We start from the raw sequence: 19,767 nt of genomic DNA, 5'->3' as shown, positions 1-19,767 counted from the left end.
GCAACTCGATGTGCCGGTGCAAGAATTCGATCCATGGACGATACGGATCGCGGAATCTTGCGCGAGTTGGCGATAGACGCCCGCGCCTCGCTGGAACATCTGGCGCGGGTCTCCGGGCTCGCCGCCTCCTCGGTCAAGCGGCGCATCGCACGCCTTGAGGAGACGGGTGTCATCCGCGGGTACACCGTTCGGGTCGACCAGCGTCAACTCGGCCTCGGTGTACAGGCGTTGATCGGCCTCTACGTCGCGCCCAGTACCTCGCGGGCGGAGCTGACCGCCTCGCTCAACGAGCAGGAGGAGATCGTGCGCGCCTGGACGACGGCGGGCAACGCCGACGCGCAGGTCCTGGTGCAGGTGCGGGACACCGACCATCTGGAGGAGGTGATCCTCCGGTTGCAGCAGATGCCCGGATTCGCCCACACCCGCACCCAGATCCTGCTCACCGAGCTGGTGAGCCGGTCCGGTTGATCAGGGTGCGTCGGCCGGCCGCGTCGTCGTCAGCAGCTGCGCCAAGTGCACACCCCGGACGCCGGCCAGGTCGTCGGCCTGGGTGCGGCAGGAGAAGCCGTCCGCGACGAACACGGTCTCCGCGGGCGTGGACGCCTGGGGCACTTGGGCCGCCCGGAGCGCGGGCAGCAGCGAGGTCTCGGCGACGGCGACCGACACCTCGTAATGCCCCTTCTCCATCCCGAAGTTGCCCGCGAGGCCGCAACACCCCGCGAGTTGTTCCACCGCCGCGCCCGCCGCGTCGAGCAGGGCGCGGTCGGCGTCGAAGCCGAGGACGGCGTGCTGGTGACAGTGCGGCTGGACGACGGCCCGTACGCCGGTCAGGTCGGGCGGGGCCCAGGTCGACTCGGCGGGCAGGTGCCGGGTGAGGGTCTCGGCGAGGGTGCGCGTGGCGTCCGCCACGGTGTGGGCGCGGGGGTCGTCGCCGAGCAGTTCCAGCAGGTCGGAGCGGAGGACGGCGGTACACGACGGTTCCAGGCCGACGATGAGGGCGCCTTCCTCGGCGCAGGGGGCGAGCACGTCGAGCAGTCCGGTCAACCGGGCGCGTGCGGTGTCGAGTTGGCCGGTGCTGATCCAGGTCAGGCCGCAACATGTCTGCCGCTCGGGCACCACGACCTCGAACCCCGCTTCGTGGAGGAGCTGAGCCGCGGCCCGGGGCACGTCGGGGCTGAGGGTGTCGGAGAACGAGTCCGCCCACAGCACGACACGCGGCCCCGCCGGGCGGGCGGCCCGGACGCGGCGCGCGGTGCGGTGCCATCGGCGGGTGAACGTCCCGCCGGGCAGGCGTGGCAGGCGGCGGCGCGGGTCGACCCCCGCGAGTCGGAGCAGGACACTGGTCAAGGGGCGTATCCGGGCCAGGGAGTTGGCGACGGCCGGGCCCAGGCGTCCCGTGCGACGCAACAGAGCGAGCCAGGCGGGCAACCTGCCCAGGGTGTAGTGAGTGCGCGGACGCCGCCGCCCCCTGTACCTCTCGTAGAGGGCCTGCGACTTGTACGTGGCCATGTCGACGCCCGCGGGGCAGTCACTGCCGCACGCCTTGCAGGACAGGCACAGGTCGAGCGAGTCATGGACCTCGGGGGAGTGCCAACCACCTTGCACCAGCGTGCCGTTGGTCATCTCCTGAAGAACGCGTGCCCGGCCCCGCGTGGAGTCCTTCTCGTCGCGGGTGGCCTGGTACGAGGGGCACATGAAGCCGCCGGCGGCCGTGTTGTCGGCGCGGCACTTGCCGACGCCCGTGCAGCGGTGCACGGCCTTGGTGAAGTCACCGCCGTCGTCGGCGAGGGCGAGACCGTGTGAGAGCCGGACGCTCTGGGCGGCCGGGCGGCGCAGGTCCGCGTCCACCGGGCGAGGTGACACCAGCACGCCCGGGTTCAGCAGGTGGTCCGGGTCGAGGAGTGCCTTGAAGCGCGCGAACAGGTCGAGGGCCTCAGGCGAGTACATGGCGGGCAGCAGGGCACTGCGGGCCCGGCCGTCACCGTGCTCGCCGGACAGCGAGCCACCGTATCCGGCGACGAGGCGTGCGGCGTCGCGCAGGAAGTCCCGCATGACATCGCCGCCCTCCTCCAGGGGCAGGTCGATGCGTACGTGGACGCAGCCGTCGCCGAAGTGACCGTAGGGCAGGCCCGTCACCCCGTAGCCGGTCATCAGGTCCTCGAAGTCGCGCAGATACGCGCCCAGGTGCTCGGGAGGCACGGCGGCGTCCTCCCAGCCGGGCCACGCCTGCGCACCGGAGGCGGTGCGGCCCGCGAGGCCCGCGCCGTCCTCCCGGATGCGCCACATGGCGGTGGCCTCGGGGCCCGCCGGGAACACGGCATGGTCGAGGGCTTGCGCGTCCTTGGCGATGACCTCGGCGGTGACCATGGCTTCGGCGGTGTCCGCGCCGCCGACCTCGATCATCAACCAGCCCCCACCACTGGGCAGTTGGGGAACCCGGCCCGCGCCGTGATGGCGGCGCACCACGTCGACCAGGCGCGCGTCGAGGCCCTCCACGGCCAGCGGCTCATGGGCCAGGAGCGCGGGGACCGCGTCGGCGGCCGATGCCATGTCCGGGTAGCCGAGCACCACCAGGACCCGGGCGGCGGCGATCGGCACCAGTGTCAGCTCGGCGTCCAGCAGGACGGCGGCCGTGCCCTCGGTGCCGACCAGCGCGCGAGCGAGGTTCCGGCCGTTCTCGGGCAGCAGGTGCTCAAGGGAGTAGCCGGACGCCTGCCGGGCGAACCGCCCGAACTCCCGCCGCAGCACGGCGAGATGGGAGCCGACCAGAGCCTCCAGGCCCGGCGCCGGGTCGAGACCGCGGGCGGCCGTGAACCGGCGGCCCGACCCGTCGACGACATCGAGCGCGGTGACGTTGTCCGCGGTCCTGCCGTAGGCCACGGCGTGCGGACCACACGCGTTGTTGCCGATCATGCCGCCGAGGGTGGCCCGGGTGTGGGTGGACGGATCGGGCCCGAACCGCAGCCCGTGCCGCCCGGCCGCGCGTTGCAGGTCGGACAGCACGACACCAGGTTGCACACGTGCGGTGCGCGCCTCGGGGTCGATGTCCTCAATGCGGTTCATGTGCCGGGAGAAGTCCAGCACGATGCCGGTGCCGATGGCATTGCCCGCGATCGACGTGCCGCCGCCCCGCGAGGTGAGCGGGACGCCCGTGCCGCGGGCGATGTCGAGCGCGGCCAGCACGTCGTCACAGGTCCGGGGGCGCACCACGACCCCCGGTACGACACGGTAGTTGGACGCGTCCGTGGAGTACTCCGCGCGGCGCCGCACGGAGTCGTCCACGTCATCGCCGCCGCCGTCGCTGCCGCCGATCTCGGCGCGCAGCCGGGCCACGGCCTCGGCCAGTGACATCAGAGGAAGCTGACGTTCTGCGCGAGGGCGAGTTCGCTCGAGTAGTTGATGGTGTTGGTGGCGGAGCGCATGTACGCCTTCCAGGAGTCGGAGCCGGACTCGCGGCCGCCGCCCGTCTCCTTCTCGCCGCCGAACGCACCGCCGATCTCGGCGCCGGACGTGCCGATGTTGACGTTGGCGATGCCGCAGTCGGAACCGGCGGAGGAGAGGAAGAGCTCGGCCTCCTGCTGGTCGCGGGTGAAGATGGAGGAGGACAGGCCCTGCGGCACGTCGTTGTGCAGCGTGATGGCCTCCTCGAAGGTGTCGTAGGTCAGCACGTACAGGATCGGGGCGAAGGTCTCCTCTCGTACCACGTCGTTCTGCTCGTCGACGCGTACGATCACGGGCTCGGCGTACACCGCCTCCGGGGCCTGGTCGGCGAGGCGGCGGTTGCCGCCGACGAGGACCTTTCCGCCCTCGGCCTGGACACGGTCGAGCGCGCCCCGCATGCCGTCGAGTGCCTTGGGGGAGATGAGGGGCCCGACGAGGGTGGTCTCGTCGAAGGGGTTGCCGATCGGGAGCTTGCGGTAGGCGGCCGTGAGGCGCTCGACGAGGGTGTCGGCGATGTCGCGGTGGACGATGAGGCGGCGCAGCGTGGTGCAGCGCTGGCCCGCGGTGCCCGCGGCGGCGAAGACGACGCCCTGGACGGTGAGGTCGAGGTCGGCGGAGGGGGTGACGACGGCGGCGTTGTTGCCGCCGAGTTCGAGGAGGCTGCGGCCGAAGCGGGCGGCGACGTGCGGACCCACCTCACGGCCCATCCGGGTCGACCCGGTGGCACTGACGAGCGCGACGCGCGGATCGTCGACGAGCCGCTCGCCGACGGCACGGTCCCCGAGCAGCAGCCGGTGCACATCACGCGGCGCTCCGACGTCGTCGGCGGCGCGGGCCACGAGCCGGTCACAGGCCAGCGAGATGAGCGGGGTGAGTTCGGAGGGCTTCCAGACGACGGTGTCGCCGCAGGCGAGGGCGACGGCGGTGTTCCACGACCAGACGGCGGCCGGGAAGTTGAACGCGGAGATGACACCGACGACGCCGAGCGGGTGCCAGGTCTCCGCCAGGCGGTGGCCGGGGCGCTCGGATGCGATGGTGCGGCCGTAGAGCTGGCGGGACAGGCCGAGGGCGAAGTCGCAGATGTCGATCATTTCCTGGACCTCGCCGAGCGCCTCGGAGCGGATCTTGCCCGCTTCGATGGTGATGAGGTCGGCCAGGTCGCTCTTGTGCTCCCGCAGCAACTCGCCCAGTCGGCGCACGAGTTCGCCCCGGCGCGGGGCCGGCGTCGTACGCCAGGCGAGGAACGCCTCGTGGGCGGCGGCGACCGCCACCTCGGCGTCCGCCTCGCCCGCTGCCGCCAGGCCGAAGAGGGCCTCGCCGGTGATCGGTGTGCGGGCGTGGAAGTCGCTGCCGTCGCCGGGTGTGACACCGACGCGGTCCAGCGCCGCGAGCGCGCGCTCCCGCAGTTCGTCGGTGGTGGGAAGGGTCGTGCCGGTCATGGTGTGCTCCTCGTCGTGGCGTCGTGGCGTCGTGGAAGTGGGTGGGTCAGCCGGTGGCGGCGATGGTGCCCTTGAGCCCCAGCTCGCGGGCGGCCCGCGCGAGGGACCGGCTCTGCTGCTCCTCGTAGAGGGCGTACGGATCGAGTACGTCGCGGCCGATGGCGCCGGAGAGCCACGCGGCGTCGTAGGCGACACCTTGCTGGGCGCTGTCGCGGGTGCCCTCGCCGCTGAGGTTGGACTGGAAGATGCCGGCGGCCGAGCGCGGCAGGAAGTCCTCGTAGACGATGGGCCGGGCGCGCACCCAACCGCCACGCACCAACTCGGCTGCCTCGGAGGGAACGTGACCTGCGTGCGGCCGCCCCGGGGCCGCCTCGTACGTGAAGTAGGCGAGCCCCTGCGCGGCCAGTGCGCCCTCGTCGGCGGGCATGTGCCGCTCCCACATCGAGCGCGCGATGTCCCCGCGTCGCCGCGGCGGCTGCCCCGCCGCCTGCCGGTCGACCTGACCGAGCAGGTCGTCGTACAGAGCGCGGCCCTTCGGTGTGAGGGCGATGCCGCGTGCCTCCACCTCGCCGAAGCGGACGCGCAGGGCGCCGCTGGTCACGGTGCCGTCGGGGGCGCGCATCGCCCGGGGCTCGGCGAGGGCCTTGAACGAGGTCTGCCGCAGCAGCACGTCGGGGCCCTTCCAGGACGGCGGGCCCTGGACGGTGTCGATCATCTCGATGCCGCGGTCGGTCATGCGGCGGTACAGCTCGTCGATGTCGAGGACGCGTGGTGTGAGGTGGTTGATGTGCGTGCTGCGTACGCCGCCGATGTCCGCGGCGACGGCCGAGACCCGCTCCAGTTCCTGGTACCAGGCCCGGTCGACCGGCCCCTGCGACAACTCGAAGGCGGCAACCGCCAGTTCGAGGAAGCGGTCGGCCTGTACGTCCGGCAGTTCGCCTTCGCCGGCCGCGCGGTCGGCCAGTTCGAGCAGTTCCTTGGGGAAGAGTTCGCGGGCGCCGAGGAAGGTCTCCAGGCGCGAGCGCAGGTCGGGGTCGAAGAAGCGGGGGTCGGCCGGGGTGAGCAGGGAGGTGAACACGCGGAACGGGTTGCGGGCCAACTCCTCGCCGTCGACCGGACGGAACGCGGTGGAGACGACCGGTACCGCGCTGGCGGCGGCCTCCCGCAGGTCGTAGAAGCCGACCGGGTGCATGCCGACGGCGGCGAAGATCCGTGCCACCTGCGACAGTTCCCGGGGTGTGCCGACCCGGATGGCGCCGTGCCGCTCGGCGGTGACCCGACCGATGGAGCCCAGGCGCTCGGCGTCCGCGCCGCGCTCGCCCAGAACGTCCTCGTTGACCTCGCGCGACACGTCCACGAGCGTGGTGTAGGCGGGCACTTCGCGCCCGTACATCTCGGAGAGGCGGGTGGCGAACGCGGCCCGCAGGCGCCATTGCGGAACGGTGGACATGGGCTCCCTTTCGCTTGGTTCGATGAGGTTCAGGAGTTCACACCACGTGTGCCTCGGGGCGGCCCACCGCCGCGCCCGCCCTGAAGCGGTCGGCGCTGAGCGGGGACACATCCGTGAACGGATCCCGCTCCAGGTACAGGTCGCGCACGAGCTCCCCGACCGCCGGGGCCTGGAGGAAGCCGTGACCCGAGAACCCGGCGGCGTAAAGGAAGTTGGGGACGTCGCCCGAGCGTCCGATGACGGCGTTGTGGTCCGGCGTGTTCTCGTACAGACCCGCCCAGCCGCTCACCGTCTCCATGTCGGCGAGGGCGGGGGCCCGGTGACGTACGGCGGTGCGGAACAGGTCCAGCCACTCGGGGGTACACGTGGTGTCGAAGCCGTCCTCCTCGGCGGGGTCGGCGAGGCCGAACAGCAGACCGTCGTCGCTGTTGTGGAAGTACCCGGTGGAGGAGAAGTCGATGGTGAAGGGGATGCGCGGGGCGGGCGGCGCGAGCGGCGCGGTGAACGCGAGCTGGCGGCGCACCGGCCGGACGGGCAGATCGACGCCGGCCATGTCACCGATCCGCGCCGACCAGGCCCCTGCGGCGCAGACGACTGCGGAACAGGCGATCCGGCCCGCGCTGGTGTGCACGGCGGTGACCCGGCCCCCGGTGATGTCGAGCCCGGTGACGGAGGTGTGCGTGGCGATGGTGACACCCGCGCGGGCGGCGGCGTCGGCGTACCCCTGGACGACGAGTGCGGGGCGGGCGTGCCCGTCCTCGGGGGAGTGGGCGGCGGCGACGAGGCCGTCGGTGCTGATGTACGGACACAGCTGCTGCGCCTCGACGGGGTCGATCATCCGGCTGGGCACACCGAGGCCGTTCTGGATCTCCACGCTCTCGCGGAAATCGTCGGCCTGTTGGTGTGTGCTGAGGAGGAAGAGATAGCCGACGGTGTCGAGCCGGATGTCGGCGCCAGGGCGGCGGGTGAAGTCCCGGTAGGCGTGCAGACTGCGGTGGCCCAGCTCGATGTTGAGCGGATCGGAGAACTGGGCGCGCACACCGCCGATGGGCTTGCCCGAGCTGCCGCACGCCAACTCGCCGCGCTCGACGACGACGATGTCCCGGACCCCGGCCTCGGCCAGGTGGAAGGCGGCACTGGCGCCCATCACCCCGCCCCCGATGATCACGACGGCGGCGGAGGAGGGAACGGTCCGGAAAACTGAGGAGGTCACGTGCTGATCCCTTCCAAAGCCGGGCGAGGGCGGTCGGGTCGGGTACGGAGACGATGCCGATCAGCTGTCTGGTGGCCACCGGTGTCCGGTTGCCGTCGTTGTCCGGGAGTCATCGTGCAGCAGCCGAACCGTTGACGTCCATCAACAGTTACTGTTCACGATCTTCTAGTGGAGCTGTATGGTCCGCGTCCCGGGACCGGTCTAGAGTCCCGGCATGGACTGGACGAGTGCGCAGCTGCGGTCCCTGGTCGAACTGACCCGGCGGGGGACCGTCACCGCCGTCGCGGACGCCCTCGGGTACACGCCCGGCGGGGTCTCGCAGCAGCTCGCCGCGCTGGAGAAGGCCACCGGCACCCGGCTGCTGCGGCGCACCGGACGGCGCGTCGAACTCACCGACGCGGGGGCCGTGTTGGCGACGCACGCCGAGCGCATCCTGACCACGCACGGTGAGGCCGTCGAGGCGCTGGAGCGCACCCGCGACGAGGTTTCCGGCACGCTGCGGGTCGGCCTCTTCGCCTCCGCCGCCGCCGAGATCCTGCCGCCCGCCCTGCGCCGCATCCGCGAGCTGCACCCCGCGGTGACCGTCCGCAGCCGCGACATGGACGTCGACGAGGTGTACGGCGCCGTGGCGGGCGGCACCGTCGACCTAGCCATCGGCCTCGACTACCCGGACGTGCCCATCCGGCGCGAACCCGCGCTGAAAATGGTGCGGTTGGCCCGCGAACGTTTCTCGCTCGCGGTACCGTCCGGCACCGCGCACGGGTGTCGTACGGTCCGCCTCGCCGACGCGGCCGAGTGGGGCTGGATCCTCCCGCTCGCCGACAGCTACTACGGACGCGCCGTGCTCACGGCCTGCCGCCGCGCCGGGTTCGAGCCCAGAGTCCTGCACGAGGTCACCGACACGGCGGCCACGCTGGCCCTGATCGAGGCTGGCGTCGGGGTGAGCGTGGTGACGGACCTGATGCTGAGGCTACGCCCCTCCCACCTGGACGTGCTGGCGCTGGAGGATGTCATGGAGCGCGACATCGTGGTGGTGTTCCGCTCCTTCGCCGAGCACCGGCCGGCGGTGGCGGCCCTCGTCGACGTACTGCGCAAGGGTGCCGAGCCCGATCCGGACGACCGGCCCTACGGGGTGCCGTCTCCCGTGCCGTCCTCGTCGCCCGCCCCGTGAACGTAGGGCTGACCGGTCGGGACGGCGCCGCGCAGCGCGGAAATCGCCGCCCTGAGCAGCGGGTTGGTGTTTCCGCGGCGGTGCAGTGCGAGGACGCGGCGGAAGGCCGAGCGCTGGGTGACGCGGCTCGCGCGCACCGACGTGCTCGGCACATGGGCGAGGCCCGGCACGATCGCCACGCCCTGCCCCGTCGACACCAACTCCCGTACGACGTCGTAGTTGTTGCTGCGGAAGGCCACACTCGCCTGGAAGCCGGCCGCCGCGCACAGCCGGTCGAGCGAGAGCGCCCCGGCGGTGTCCTCCCGGCTCGTGATCCAGCGCTCGCCCGACAGTCCGGCAAGGCGCGTGCCGTGGCGGCTGCCGGGGGCCCGAAGCAGTACGAGGTCCTCGCGCAGCAGCGGGTGCGATGTCAGCCCGATGGGCCACTGCTGGGGGCTGAGCCCGTACTCGTACACCAGCGCCACATCGAGATCACCGGCGTCCAGGGCGGCGACGAGCTCCTTCGGCTCGCCCTCCTGCAACTGGATCTCGGCGTGCGGATGGGCCGACGTCAGCGCCGACAGCGCGGCGGGCACCAGACGCACCCCCGCGGTGGGAAAACTGCCGAGCCGCAGCCGCCCGGTCGCGCCCGTGGCGAGCCTGCGCACCTGCTGGTCCAGTTCCTCCAGCGTCGCCAGGAGCGGGGCGCCGAGCTCGACGAGGCGGTCCGCCGCCGAGGTCGCGCGGATCCCGTGTGCCTCCCGTTCGAAGAGCACCAGGCCGGTGTCCTTCTCCAGCGCCGAGATCTGCTGAGAGACCGCCGACGAGGTGTAGCCCAGCTCGCGCGCCGCGTCGACGAACGACCCCGTACGCACGACGGTCCGCAACGTGAGCAGGTGCTGCGGCTTCAACAACCCGGAACCTCCCGGAACGTGGACCCCACGGCGGTGCACCGACAGCGTGTGCGGACAGCATAAGCATCACTGGGGCTGGAAGGTGAAGAGTCTCGTGCTGCTGACCCTTGTGACGCGCGGCGCCCGACGCGGAGGGTGAAGTCACGCAACCGGACCTGCCGTCCCGGCCACCCCGGCCATCCCGTGGACAGACAAGGATCAGCACTGTGACCGACGCACTCTCCCTCGTCGACGACTGGGGCCCCGAGAAGATCGTCGTCGTCTCGCACCGCCGCACCGGCATGAAGGGTGTGCTGGTCATCGACAACACGGCGCGCGGCATGGGCAAGGGCGGCACCCGCATGAGCCCCACCGTCTCGGTCGGCGAAGTGGCCCGCCTGGCCCGGGTGATGACATGGAAGTGGGCGAGCGTCGACCTCTTCTACGGGGGTGCCAAGGCCGGCATCGTCGCGGACCCCGCCTCGCCCGACAAGGAGGCGGTGCTGCGCGCCTTCGCCCGCGCGCTGTCCAACGAGGTGCCCCGCGAGTACGTGATGGGCCTGGACATGGGCCTGACCGAGGACGACGCCGCCGTCATCCAGGACGAACTCGGCGACAGGGGCGTGGCGGTGGGCACCCCGGCACAGCTCGGCGGCGTCGCCTACGACCGGCTCGGTGTCACCGGCTACGGCGTCGCGGAAGCCACCGACGCCGCCGCACACCACCTGCGGCTGCCGCTGGCCGGGGCGAGGGTCGCCCTCCAGGGGTACGGGGCCGTGGGACACGCGGCGGCCCGACGCTTCGCGGAACTCGGCGCCACCATCGTTGCCGTGTCCACCGCGCAGGGCGCCCTGCACGACCCGGCCGGGCTCGACGTGCCGGCCCTCGAGGCCGCCCGTGAGGAACACGGCGACGCCTTCGTGACCCGCCACCCCGCAGGAACCGTAATCCCACCGGGCGAGGAACTGACCGTCGACTGCGACATCCTCGTCCCGGCCGCCCTCCAGGATGTCATCGACGCCGCGACCGCCCACCGGATCAAGGCGAAACTCGTGGTGGAGGGCGCCAACCTGCCGACCACCCCCGAGGCCCAGGAGGTCCTGGAGAACCGGGGCATCCACGTCCTGCCGGACTTCGTGGCCAACGCGGGCGGCGTCGTGGCGGCGGCCTTCGCCATGGACGCGCGCTACTCCGGCTTCCGCCCCGAGACACCCGCCATCTTCGACACCATCAGCAAACGCCTCCGGGAGAACGCGGTGACGGTCCTGGACGAGGCCGCCCGCCACGCCATCACCCCGCACGCGGCGGGCCGAGGACTCGCGGAACAGCGGGTCCGGGAGGCGATGGTGAGCAAGGGGCGGATTCGGCGGTAGCCGGTTCCGGCCCTGCCGGGCCGAGCCGTGCACAGGGATACTGTGCACGGCTCGGCCCGGCAACGTGTCAGGTGCCGCGCGCTCACACCCGTGCCCGGAAGTACCCGGGCACGTCCGCGCCGTCGAGCAGCCGCCCCACCGCCGTCCGCGCGGCCAGGGGGCCCACCAGGTTGCCCGAACCCGAGTAGCCGCCCACCGCCATGACACCGTCGTGCACGGGTACGCACAGGGCGCGCCGGTCAGGGGTGTAGCCGACCGACGCGGCCCAGCGGTGGGTGACCCGCACGGGTTCGCCCGCGGCGCGTTCGGCCTGTTGGTCGATCCAGCGCTGGACCGGGGCGGTGGGGTGGTCGTCGAGGGTGTTCTCTGCGGACTCGTACTGGTCGCGGCCGCCCCCGATGAGCAGGCGTCCCTCGGCGTCCTGCTGCATCCACTCGAAGCCGTCGCGGCAGCCGAGCGGGCCGTCCAGGATGCGGTGGGAGAGCGGTGCGGTGGCGAGCATCTGGAGGCGCACCGAATGTACTGCGCCCGCGAGTTGGGGGAGTATCGCGTCCAGTTTGCCGTCGACCGCGACCAGGACCACGCGGGCCCGAACCGTGCCCTGGCCCGTGTGGACGGCGCCCGATTCGATGCCCGTGACGTGGCTGTTCTCGTGCAGCACCGCGCCGCGCTCGAGGCAGTGCGTCGCCAGTTTCAGTGCGCGCACCGCCGGGTTGATGCGGGCCCGGTTCGGCAGCACCAGGCCGCGGCCCATCTCGCCCTCGTAGTCCTCGACCGGGATGCCCGCCTCGCGCATGACGGCCGCGTCCGCGCGCATGGCGGCGAGGTGTTCGGCCTCGAGGGCGCGCTCGGCGTCGTCCCGCGGGCCGCGCACGAAACCGGCGATCCGGTAGAGCGGGGCGCGCTCGACGACCGCGGGGCCGAGCTGCGCCTCCAGGCGCCGCAATTCGATGTCACTGTCGTGGTGGAGCGCGATCCGGTCGGCGCGCGGCACACCGTTCGCCTCCGAGGCGAGGGACATGGCGCCGCCGCCGGAGAGGATGCCGCCGTTGCGGCCCGCCGCGCCCGCCGCCACCCGGCCCGCGTCGAGGCCGACCACCGTGAGGCCGCGGTCGAGGAGGGCGTCGACGGCGGCGAGTCCGCTGCCGCCGAGGCCCACCACGCACGCGTCGGCCGTCACGTCGCCCTTCAGGGGCGGCAGGCCCGGCCAGTCCCGGGCCACGTCCACGGTGTCCCAGCCGACTCCGGCCGCGACCGTGCTGTCGTACGTCACCGTTGCTCCCACGTCGTCTACAGCACCTTCGAGAAGAAGGCGCGGGTGCGTTCGTGCCGCGGATCGTCGAGGACCGCCGACGGTGTGCCCTGCTCGACGACCATGCCGTCGTCCATGAACACCATGTGGTCGCCCACCTCGCGCGCGAAGCCGACCTCGTGTGTCACCACGATCATCGTCATGCCGGTCCTGGCCAGCTCGCGCATGACTTCGAGGACCTCGCCGACCAGCTCCGGGTCGAGGGCCGACGTCGGCTCGTCGAACAGCATCAGCTTGGGGTCCATGGCGAGCGCCCGTGCGATGGCCACGCGCTGCTGCTGGCCACCCGAGAGCTGAGACGGGTAGGCGTGCTCGCGCTCCGACAGGCCCACCTCGGCGAGGAGTTCGCGGGCGCGCCGGATCGCGGCGGCCTTGCTCTGCCGCTTCACCTGGACCGGCGACTCGATGACGTTCTCCAGCGCCGTCATGTGCGGGAACAGGTTGAAGCGCTGGAACACCATCCCGATGTCACGCCGCTGTCGAGCCGCCTCCTTGGGGTGCAACTCATGGAGCCTGACGCCGTGTTCGCGATATCCGACCAGGCGCCCGTCGACGTACAGACGCCCGCCGTCGACCTGCTCCAGGTGATTGATGCAGCGCAGGAAGGTGGACTTGCCCGAGCCGGAAGGGCCCACCAGGACCGTCACGGTGCCCGGGGCCACTTCCAGCGAGATGCCTTTCAGTACCTGCACGTCGCCGAAGCGCTTGCGCACGTCGCGCGCCTCGACCATCGGAGGACCGTCCGTGGCGGACGCAGCGGAAGCGGTCACGCCTTCTCACCTCCTCCTCGTCCGTAGTGCTTCTCCACGAAGTGCTGACCCACCATCAGTACGCTCGTCATCGCGAGGTACCACGTGCACGCCACGAGCAGCAGCGGCACCGGCTGGTACAGCACCCCGGAGATGTCCCGCACCCGGACGTACAGTTCGACCGACACCGGGATGGCCACCACCAGCGACGTGGTCTTGAGCATGCCGATCAGGGAGTTCCCGGTCGGCGGGATGATGACACGCATGGCCTGCGGCATCACGATGCGGCGCATCATCTTCGCCGGGGTGATGCCGAGCGCCGCGGCGGCCTCGCGCTGTCCCTGGCCGACCGACAGGATGCCGGCGCGCATCACCTCGGACATGTACGCGCCCTCGTTCAGGCCGAGGCCGATGCAGGCGGCCACCATCGGCGTGAACCACGGCTTGGTGTCGACGCCGAACAGCAGGCCGACGCCGGGGATGTCGAGCCCGATCCGCGGATACAGGCTGGTGAACAGGCCCCAGAAGACCAGCTGTACGTAGACCGGGGTGCCGCGGAAGACCCAGATGTACAGCCACGCGGCATAGCGGAGCACGAAGTTCTCCGACATCCGGGCCACCGCCGCGAGCAGGCCCGCCGCGGTCGCGATCACCATCGAGATCAGGGTGATCAGCACCGTCACGGCCGCGCCCTTGGAGATGCGCTGGTCGAAGAGGTACTTCAGGTACGTGTGCCACAGATAGTTCTCGTTGCCCGCGGCGCTGATGGCGAACAGTGCCATCAACACCACGACGACCGCGGCCGACACCCACCGCCACGGATGCCGCAGCGGCACGGCGTGGATGTCGTCCGTGCCCGCCCCGGGCCGGAGCGGCGTACCCGCTGACACCGGCTCAGGAGCCTCCGTTGACCTCGAACGTGTCGACGGCACCGGCATGCACCCCCCAACGTTTCAGGATCTTGTAGTACGTGCCGTCCTTCTCGATCGCCTCGAACGCCGCGACCAGGGCGCGGCTCAGACCACTGCCCTTCTTGAGCGGAATCCCGTACGGCGCGGCCTCCAAGATGCCGCTCGACAGGCGCAGTTGGCCGTGGCTCTGTTTCACGGCGTACGCGGTCACCGGCGAGTCGGCGACGCTCGCGTCGGCCTTGCCCACCGCCACGGCGGTCGTCGACTGCGTCTGGTCGTCGTACGAGTCGATCTTGATGGCGGGCTGCCCCGCCCTGAGGCACTTCTTGCTGAGCGCCGGGAGGTAGTCGAGCAGCTGGTACGTGTTGTTCTGCGCGCCGACCGTCTTGCCGCACGCGTTGCCCGGGCCCACCTTCTCGGACCTGGTGCCGCTCGCCCACTGGGTGCCGGCCTTGTAGTAGTCGACGAAGTCGACCTTCTGCCGGCGTTCGGCGGTGTCGGTGAAGGACGAGATCCCGATGTCGTAGTCCCCGATGCCGAGGCCCGACAGGATCTGCGGGAAGTTCGACTCGACGTACTTCGCCTTCAACCCGAGCTTGGCGGCCATCGCGTCGCCGATCTCGACGTCCCAGCCGACGATTTTGTTGTGCGAGTCGCGGTACTCGTTCGGGAAGTAGTTGGGCCCGATGCCGATCTTCAAGTACCCCTTGTCCGCAATCGGCTTGGGTACCAGGTCGGCCAACTCGGCCTCCGCCGCGACCTTCACCTTCGGCCCGGCCGGACTGCCGGTGTGTTCGGCGTTCTTGACGCATCCCGTCACGGCGACGGCGCAACTCAGGGCGAGCGCGGCGGCCACGCCCCGACGCCTCCTGACCTTCATGTCTTCCCCTCGCGACGACTTGCGGCGACTCGCGACCACTTGCGACGACTCGTGGCGACGTGTGGTGACACCACTGCCGCGCCGATCAAGGCCACTATCCGGACCCGACGGTTCGCTCCACAAGGCTCAGCAGCACCACAGAAATCACTGCCGAAACGCAGAGTTGCTTACCCTGGCCGCGCGGTGGGGAAGGAAGACGCGCTCAGGCGGACGCGCGGGACACCAGGCTCATCTCGAGCACTTCAGTGCGCGGCGCCGCCCCACCGATCATGTCGAGGGCGAGCCGCGCCGCGACGTGCCCCTCCTCCACGAGGGGCTGCGCGACCGTGGTCAGCGGCGGCTCCGAGGTCTCGGCGATGGCATGGCCGTCGAAGCCGACCACGGCGACGTCCTCGGGGACCCGTCGCCCAGCGGCGTGCAAGGCGGCCAGCGAGCCGACGGCGATACGGTCGGAGCCCGCCAGGATCGCGTCGATGTCGGGGTGTGCCTCCAAGAGCCGGGCCGTCGCCGCGTGCCCGGCCGAGGTGTCCCAGCCGGTGTGCACCACGAGCGCCTCGTCGAGGCGGGCCCCGAGCACCTCCGCGTAGCCGCGCCGGCGGTCGACGGTCGCCGGGTTGTCCGCGGGACCGAGCACGACGGCCACCCGTTCGCGCCCATCGGCGAGCACCCGCTCCGCGGCGAGGCGGGCCCCGCGCACGTCGTCGGAGTAGACCGTCGAGAAGACCCCGTCGTACGGCGAGTCGACGAGCTGCCCGCACAGCACCACGGGCAGCCCGGTCCCCGCGAGGGATTCGAGCAGGTCACTGCCCCGGTACGGGGTGAGGTGGACGACCGCGTCGACCGAGCGGCGCCCGAAGCTGCGCAGCGCGAGCGCACGCTCCGACTCGCTGGACGCTTGGATGATCACCGGCAGGAATCCGCTTCCCGTCAGGCCCTCCGCGACGCCGCGCAGCACCCTGCCGTACGTCGGGTCGTCGAACAGCTCGTCCAGCGGTTCGGTGACCAGGACGCCCACGGTCTCCGCGCGGCCGGTGGCCAGGGCGCGGCCGCGCGCGTTCATCACGAACCCGGTGCGCTCCACCGCCTCCTGCACGACCCGCTTCGTCTCGGGCGTGACGAGGTCCGAGTCGTTGAGCGCGCGGGAGGCGGTCGCGCGGGAGACCCCCGCCTCGCGGGCGACATCGCCGATCGTCACGGAGCGCGGGGCGCCGGGCCTGCCTCGGGGCATCGGTGACCTTTCCGCACGGGCCGGGAGCCCGTGACCAGCACGAACAAAGAAGTGTGCTGCCCAGTATCGCCCAGATGACTCGCTGTCAGGACGGCGCGGGCGAACGTGCGCGGTGAGATCCAGGTCACATTCGGCGGGTGTTGTGACGCGCGAATGTAACCGGTTACATTCCGGCTCATGACGATCCACCTCACGGACCCGGCGGACCGCGGCCGGGCCGACCGGGACCGATCCGACGGGCACCGAGCCGATCGGGGCCGAGCCGACCGGGACCCGGCGGACTGGGAGAACCCCGCCCTCACCGGACGCAATCGGCTGTCCGCGCGGGCGTACTTCTTCGGCTATGAATCGGCCGAGCTCGCCCGCACCATGGACCGCCGCCGCTCGCGCGGATTCGTCGACCTCACCGGCGACTGGCGGTTCCGGCTCTTCGACCACCCGGCACGCGTCCCCGCCGCCGCGCTCGCCGAGGCGTCCGAGTCCGAGGGCTGGGACACCGTGCGCGTACCGCACCTGTGGCAGGTCGACGGGTACGGGCAGCTCCAGTACACGGACGAGGGCTTCCCGTTCCCGGTCGACCCGCCGCGGGTGCCCGCCGACGACCCGACCGGCGTGTACCAGCGCACCGTCGTGCTGCCCGGGACACCGGCCGGCGAGCGCACCGTGCTCCGCTTCGACGGCGTCGAGAGCTACGCCGAGATCTACTGGGACGGCACTTACGTCGGCATGACCAAGGGGTCGCGCCTGAGCGCCGAGTTCGATGTCACCGACGTGGCGCACCCCGGCGCGAACCACCTCGTCGTCAAGGTGCTCCAGTACTCGGACGGCACGTACCTCGAGGACCAGGACATGTGGTGGGCGTCCGGGATCTTCCGTGACTGCTATCTGCTGAGCCGACCCGCCGCCCACCTCGCCGACTTCTTCGTGCGCACCCACCGCCTCGCGGACGACCGCGCCGAGCTCACCCTGACCACGAGCGCGGTGGGGGAGCCGGAGGTCACCTGGGAGGTGTACGACGGCGAGCGCCTCGTCGCCTCGCGCGCCGTCACACCGGGCACCGACGCCACGCTGGTTGTCGAGGACGCGCGGTTCTGGAACCCGGAGGACCCGTACCTGTACGACATGCGCCTGACGCTGCGCGGCGCTGACGGAACTGTCGAGCACGTGCCCCACCGCCTCGGCCTGGCGGAGGTGACCATCGTCGACGGACTCCTCCTGCTCAACGGCACACCGTTCAAGATGCACGGCGTCAACCGCCACGACCACGATGACCGGCACGGACGCGCCGTCGGCATGGCCCGCGTCGAGCGCGACCTCCACCTGATGAAGCAGCACAACATCAACGCCGTGCGCACCGCGCACTACCCGAACGACCCCCGCTTCTACGAACTGTGCGACCGCATCGGCCTGTTCGTCCTCGCGGAGACGGACCTGGAGACGCACGGCTTCGCCAACATCGGCGACCTGTCCCGGATCACGGACGACGAGACGTGGCAGACCGCGTACGTCGACCGGATCGAGCGGCACGTGCTCGCACAGCGCAACCACGCCTCGATCGTCATGTGGTCCCTGGGCAACGAGTCCGGGTACGGGTGCAACATCCCCGCCATGTACCGGCGTTGCAAGGAACTCGACCCCACACGGCCGGTGCACTACGAGGAGGACAGGGACGCCGAGGTCGTCGATGTCATCTCCACCATGTACTCGCGTGTCTCGCAGATGAACGACATGGGGGAGCACCCGCACCCCAAGCCGCGCATCCTGTGCGAGTACGGGCACGCCATGGGCAACGGGCCCGGCGGGCTCGCCGAGTACCAGCGGGTCTTCGAGACCTGGGACAGCATCCAGGGGCACTTCCTGTGGGAGTGGTGCGACCACGGTCTCCTCGCGCACACGGACGACGGCCGCGAGTACCACGCGTACGGCGGCGACCACGGGGACTACCCGAACAACGGCAGCTTCTGCGTCGACGGCCTGGTCTTCCCGTGGCAGGAGCCGAGCCCGGGACTCGTCGAGTACAAGCACGTCATCTGCCCCGTGCGCGTCGAGTACGCGGACGGGGTGTGCACCGTGACGAACGGGCGCTGGTTCACCGACCTGTCCGACGTGCTGGTCGTCCTCGAAACGCTGCACGACGGCCGCGTCGTCGGCTCCCGCACGCTCACCCCGGGCCCGGTGCCACCCGGCAAGGTGTGGAGCGAGGCCGTGCACCCGGACGTCGCGGCCCACGGCGAAACACATGTCACCGCCCGCGTCCTGTCCACCGCCGCGTACGAATGGGCGGAGCCCATGCGGGAGTTGGGCCGCTACCAGACGCTCGTCGCCGACCGTCCGCGCCGCACCGCGGGGCCGGTGAAGCGCGCGGCCGTCGCCGCCGAGGCCGACGCCACCTCGCTCACCGTCACCACCCCGGCCGCCGACCGGTACACCGTCGACCTGCTCACCGGCGACCTGTCGTGGCGCAGCCACGGGCGCGAACTCCTCGCGGAGCCGCCCCGCGTCGGCTTCTGGAAGCCCCTCGTCGACAACCACCAGCAGGAGAACGACGAGCTGTGGGCGCCCCGTTTCCTCCCGCACCTGCAGACCTCGACGCGTGATGTGTCGTGGCGGGAGCAGGACGGCGCGGTCGTCGTGGAGGTGTCCCAGCGGATCGCGCCGCCCACCCTCGACATCGCCATGCGGACCACACTGACCTGGACCCTCGCCGCCGACGGCGTACACCTTGCCGTCGCGGGCGAACCCGTCGGCGACTACCGCGACATCGTGCCCCGCATCGGCCTGTCCTGCGCGGTCCCGCGCGAGCTGCGTGCCGTCGACTGGTACGGCCTCGGGCCCGGCGAGAACTACCCGGACTCCCGCGCGGCCGCCACCCTCGGCCGCTGGCACACCACCGTCGACGACATGTTCACCCCGTACGTCGTGCCGCAGGACTGCGCCAACCGCGGCGAGGTGCGCTGGGCGGCCCTCACCGACCCGCACGGCGACGGCATCGCCGTGCGCGCGGCCGCCTCGGGCCCCTTCGCGTTCTCGGCGTGGCCGTACTCCGCGGCGGCCATCGACGCCGCGCGGCACCGCACCGACCTCGTACCGGAGGACCGCGTGACCGTGAACATCAACCACCGCGTGCTCGGCCTCGGCTCCAACTCGTGGGGCAGCGAGGTCCTCGACACCCACCGGGTCCGCTTCGAGCCGTTCCGCTTCGAGCTCGGCCTGCGCTCCGTGTCCGCGGCCGCGCCCCACTACGACGAAGGGACCGCCTCGTGAGGATCTTCCGCGACCACGCCCACCTCGAAGAGGTCCTCGGCGGTGTCACCAAGTGGGAGCGGACGCTCCAGGCGCTGCGCGCCGAGGGCCGCCCCCTCGGCGTCATGTACTCGGTCGGTGACTCGCTCACGACGATGCGCGAGCGCACCGACGCGCTCGCCACGGACACCTTCGTGGCCCGCCGCCGGTACCTGTACGTGCTTTCGCCCGTGGACGGGGACGCAGAGATCGAGTCGGCGCCCGTGGTCACGCTGGAAGTGACCGCACCCTACAGCGACTTGACCGACCGTCAGTACCTGTGTGGCCCGGGGGAGCGGCACACCATTCCGCGCGGCGCGGTCCTCGTGGCAGGACCCGACGAGGCCGTCCGCGTCCTGCCCGCACCCGCGACGACCGCGGTCGTCGCCCACGTGACCGTGGAGGGCGCCACCTTCCACAACAAGTAACCGCACCTGCCCCACCCC

15 protein-coding genes are annotated in these 19,767 nt (G+C 71.6%); 5 read left to right on the top strand and 10 right to left on the bottom strand.

What is annotated here, in order from left to right:
- Positions 1–33: 33 nt before the first annotated feature.
- Entirely contained in the window at positions 34–468 is a 435-nt protein-coding gene (locus ACFV9W_RS24195; RefSeq protein ID WP_385764259.1) for an Lrp/AsnC family transcriptional regulator, read from the top strand.
- Here the strand turns inward: ACFV9W_RS24195 and ACFV9W_RS24190 are convergent, their stop codons facing one another.
- Genes ACFV9W_RS24190 through ACFV9W_RS24175 form a run of 4 tightly spaced genes read right to left on the bottom strand, consistent with a single transcriptional unit; the run spans position 469 to position 7,543 of the window.
- The gene (locus ACFV9W_RS24190) at positions 469–3,351 is read right to left on the bottom strand and encodes an FAD-binding and (Fe-S)-binding domain-containing protein (protein WP_385764257.1); all 2,883 of its coding nucleotides are present in this window, start codon (positions 3,349–3,351) and stop codon (positions 469–471) included.
- Positions 3,351–4,880 carry an aldehyde dehydrogenase family protein gene (locus ACFV9W_RS24185; RefSeq protein WP_385764255.1) on the bottom strand — a complete coding sequence of 510 codons (1,530 nt, stop codon included), beginning with the start codon at positions 4,878–4,880 and terminating at the stop codon, positions 3,351–3,353. Before ACFV9W_RS24185 ends, ACFV9W_RS24190 begins: the two co-directional genes overlap by 1 nt.
- A gap of 46 nt (positions 4,881–4,926) precedes the next feature.
- Positions 4,927–6,330: a 2-oxoadipate dioxygenase/decarboxylase family protein gene (locus ACFV9W_RS24180; protein WP_385764253.1), complete on the bottom strand. Its 1,404-nt coding sequence runs from the start codon at positions 6,328–6,330 to the stop codon at positions 4,927–4,929.
- Positions 6,331–6,367: 37 nt separating this feature from the next.
- A complete protein-coding gene (locus tag ACFV9W_RS24175) occupies positions 6,368–7,543 on the bottom strand; it encodes an NAD(P)/FAD-dependent oxidoreductase (RefSeq protein ID WP_385764251.1) in 1,176 nt (391 codons plus the stop codon).
- Between the two features lie 214 nt (positions 7,544–7,757).
- On the opposite strand from ACFV9W_RS24175, the gene ACFV9W_RS24170 reads away from it, so the two are divergent.
- Positions 7,758–8,714 carry a LysR substrate-binding domain-containing protein gene (locus tag ACFV9W_RS24170; RefSeq protein ID WP_385764249.1) on the top strand — a complete coding sequence of 319 codons (957 nt, stop codon included), beginning with the start codon at positions 7,758–7,760 and terminating at the stop codon, positions 8,712–8,714.
- On the opposite strand, the gene ACFV9W_RS24165 is transcribed toward ACFV9W_RS24170, so the two are convergent.
- Positions 8,669–9,604 (bottom strand): LysR substrate-binding domain-containing protein, encoded by a 936-nt coding sequence (locus ACFV9W_RS24165; protein ID WP_385764247.1) that lies wholly within the window; start codon positions 9,602–9,604, stop codon positions 8,669–8,671. The two genes, ACFV9W_RS24170 and ACFV9W_RS24165, sit on opposite strands and share 46 nt — an antisense overlap.
- Before the next feature lie 209 nt (positions 9,605–9,813).
- Here ACFV9W_RS24165 and ACFV9W_RS24160 point away from each other — a divergent pair, with 209 nt between their 5' ends.
- Positions 9,814–10,959, top strand: coding sequence for a Glu/Leu/Phe/Val dehydrogenase (locus tag ACFV9W_RS24160; protein ID WP_385764245.1), 1,146 nt, complete (start codon positions 9,814–9,816; stop codon positions 10,957–10,959).
- 82 nt (positions 10,960–11,041) lie between these two features.
- Here the strand turns inward: ACFV9W_RS24160 and ACFV9W_RS24155 are convergent, their stop codons facing one another.
- The 5 genes from ACFV9W_RS24155 to ACFV9W_RS24135 all read right to left on the bottom strand — a co-directional run bounded on the left by ACFV9W_RS24155 (position 11,042) and on the right by ACFV9W_RS24135 (position 16,039).
- On the bottom strand, positions 11,042–12,244 hold the full coding sequence (locus tag ACFV9W_RS24155; protein ID WP_385764243.1) for an NAD(P)/FAD-dependent oxidoreductase: 1,203 nt from the start codon (positions 12,242–12,244) through the stop codon (positions 11,042–11,044).
- A 5-nt stretch (positions 12,245–12,249) separates the two neighbouring features.
- Positions 12,250–13,002: an amino acid ABC transporter ATP-binding protein gene (locus ACFV9W_RS24150; protein ID WP_385764438.1), complete on the bottom strand. Its 753-nt coding sequence runs from the start codon at positions 13,000–13,002 to the stop codon at positions 12,250–12,252.
- Positions 13,003–13,037: 35 nt separating this feature from the next.
- Positions 13,038–13,910, bottom strand: coding sequence for an amino acid ABC transporter permease (locus ACFV9W_RS24145; RefSeq protein ID WP_385764241.1), 873 nt, complete (start codon positions 13,908–13,910; stop codon positions 13,038–13,040).
- Positions 13,911–13,914: 4 nt separating this feature from the next.
- On the bottom strand, positions 13,915–14,787 hold the full coding sequence (locus ACFV9W_RS24140) for an ABC transporter substrate-binding protein (protein ID WP_385764239.1): 873 nt from the start codon (positions 14,785–14,787) through the stop codon (positions 13,915–13,917).
- Positions 14,788–15,013: 226 nt separating this feature from the next.
- A complete protein-coding gene (locus tag ACFV9W_RS24135) occupies positions 15,014–16,039 on the bottom strand; it encodes a LacI family DNA-binding transcriptional regulator (RefSeq protein ID WP_385764237.1) in 1,026 nt (341 codons plus the stop codon).
- A gap of 177 nt (positions 16,040–16,216) precedes the next feature.
- On the opposite strand from ACFV9W_RS24135, the gene ACFV9W_RS24130 reads away from it, so the two are divergent.
- Both ACFV9W_RS24130 and ACFV9W_RS24125 read left to right on the top strand, forming a co-directional pair.
- Positions 16,217–19,303, top strand: coding sequence for a glycoside hydrolase family 2 TIM barrel-domain containing protein (locus ACFV9W_RS24130; protein ID WP_385764235.1), 3,087 nt, complete (start codon positions 16,217–16,219; stop codon positions 19,301–19,303).
- Positions 19,300–19,749: a hypothetical protein gene (locus ACFV9W_RS24125; protein WP_385764233.1), complete on the top strand. Its 450-nt coding sequence runs from the start codon at positions 19,300–19,302 to the stop codon at positions 19,747–19,749. The genes ACFV9W_RS24130 and ACFV9W_RS24125 overlap by 4 nt, the downstream gene beginning before the upstream one ends.
- Positions 19,750–19,767 lie beyond the last annotated feature (18 nt).

Source organism: Streptomyces sp. NPDC059897, from assembly GCF_042730865.1.
Taxonomy (GTDB): Bacteria; Actinomycetota; Actinomycetes; order Streptomycetales; family Streptomycetaceae; genus Streptomyces.
Note: the sequence above shows the minus strand (reverse complement) of the source record. Positions and strands in the feature narration are given on the sequence as shown.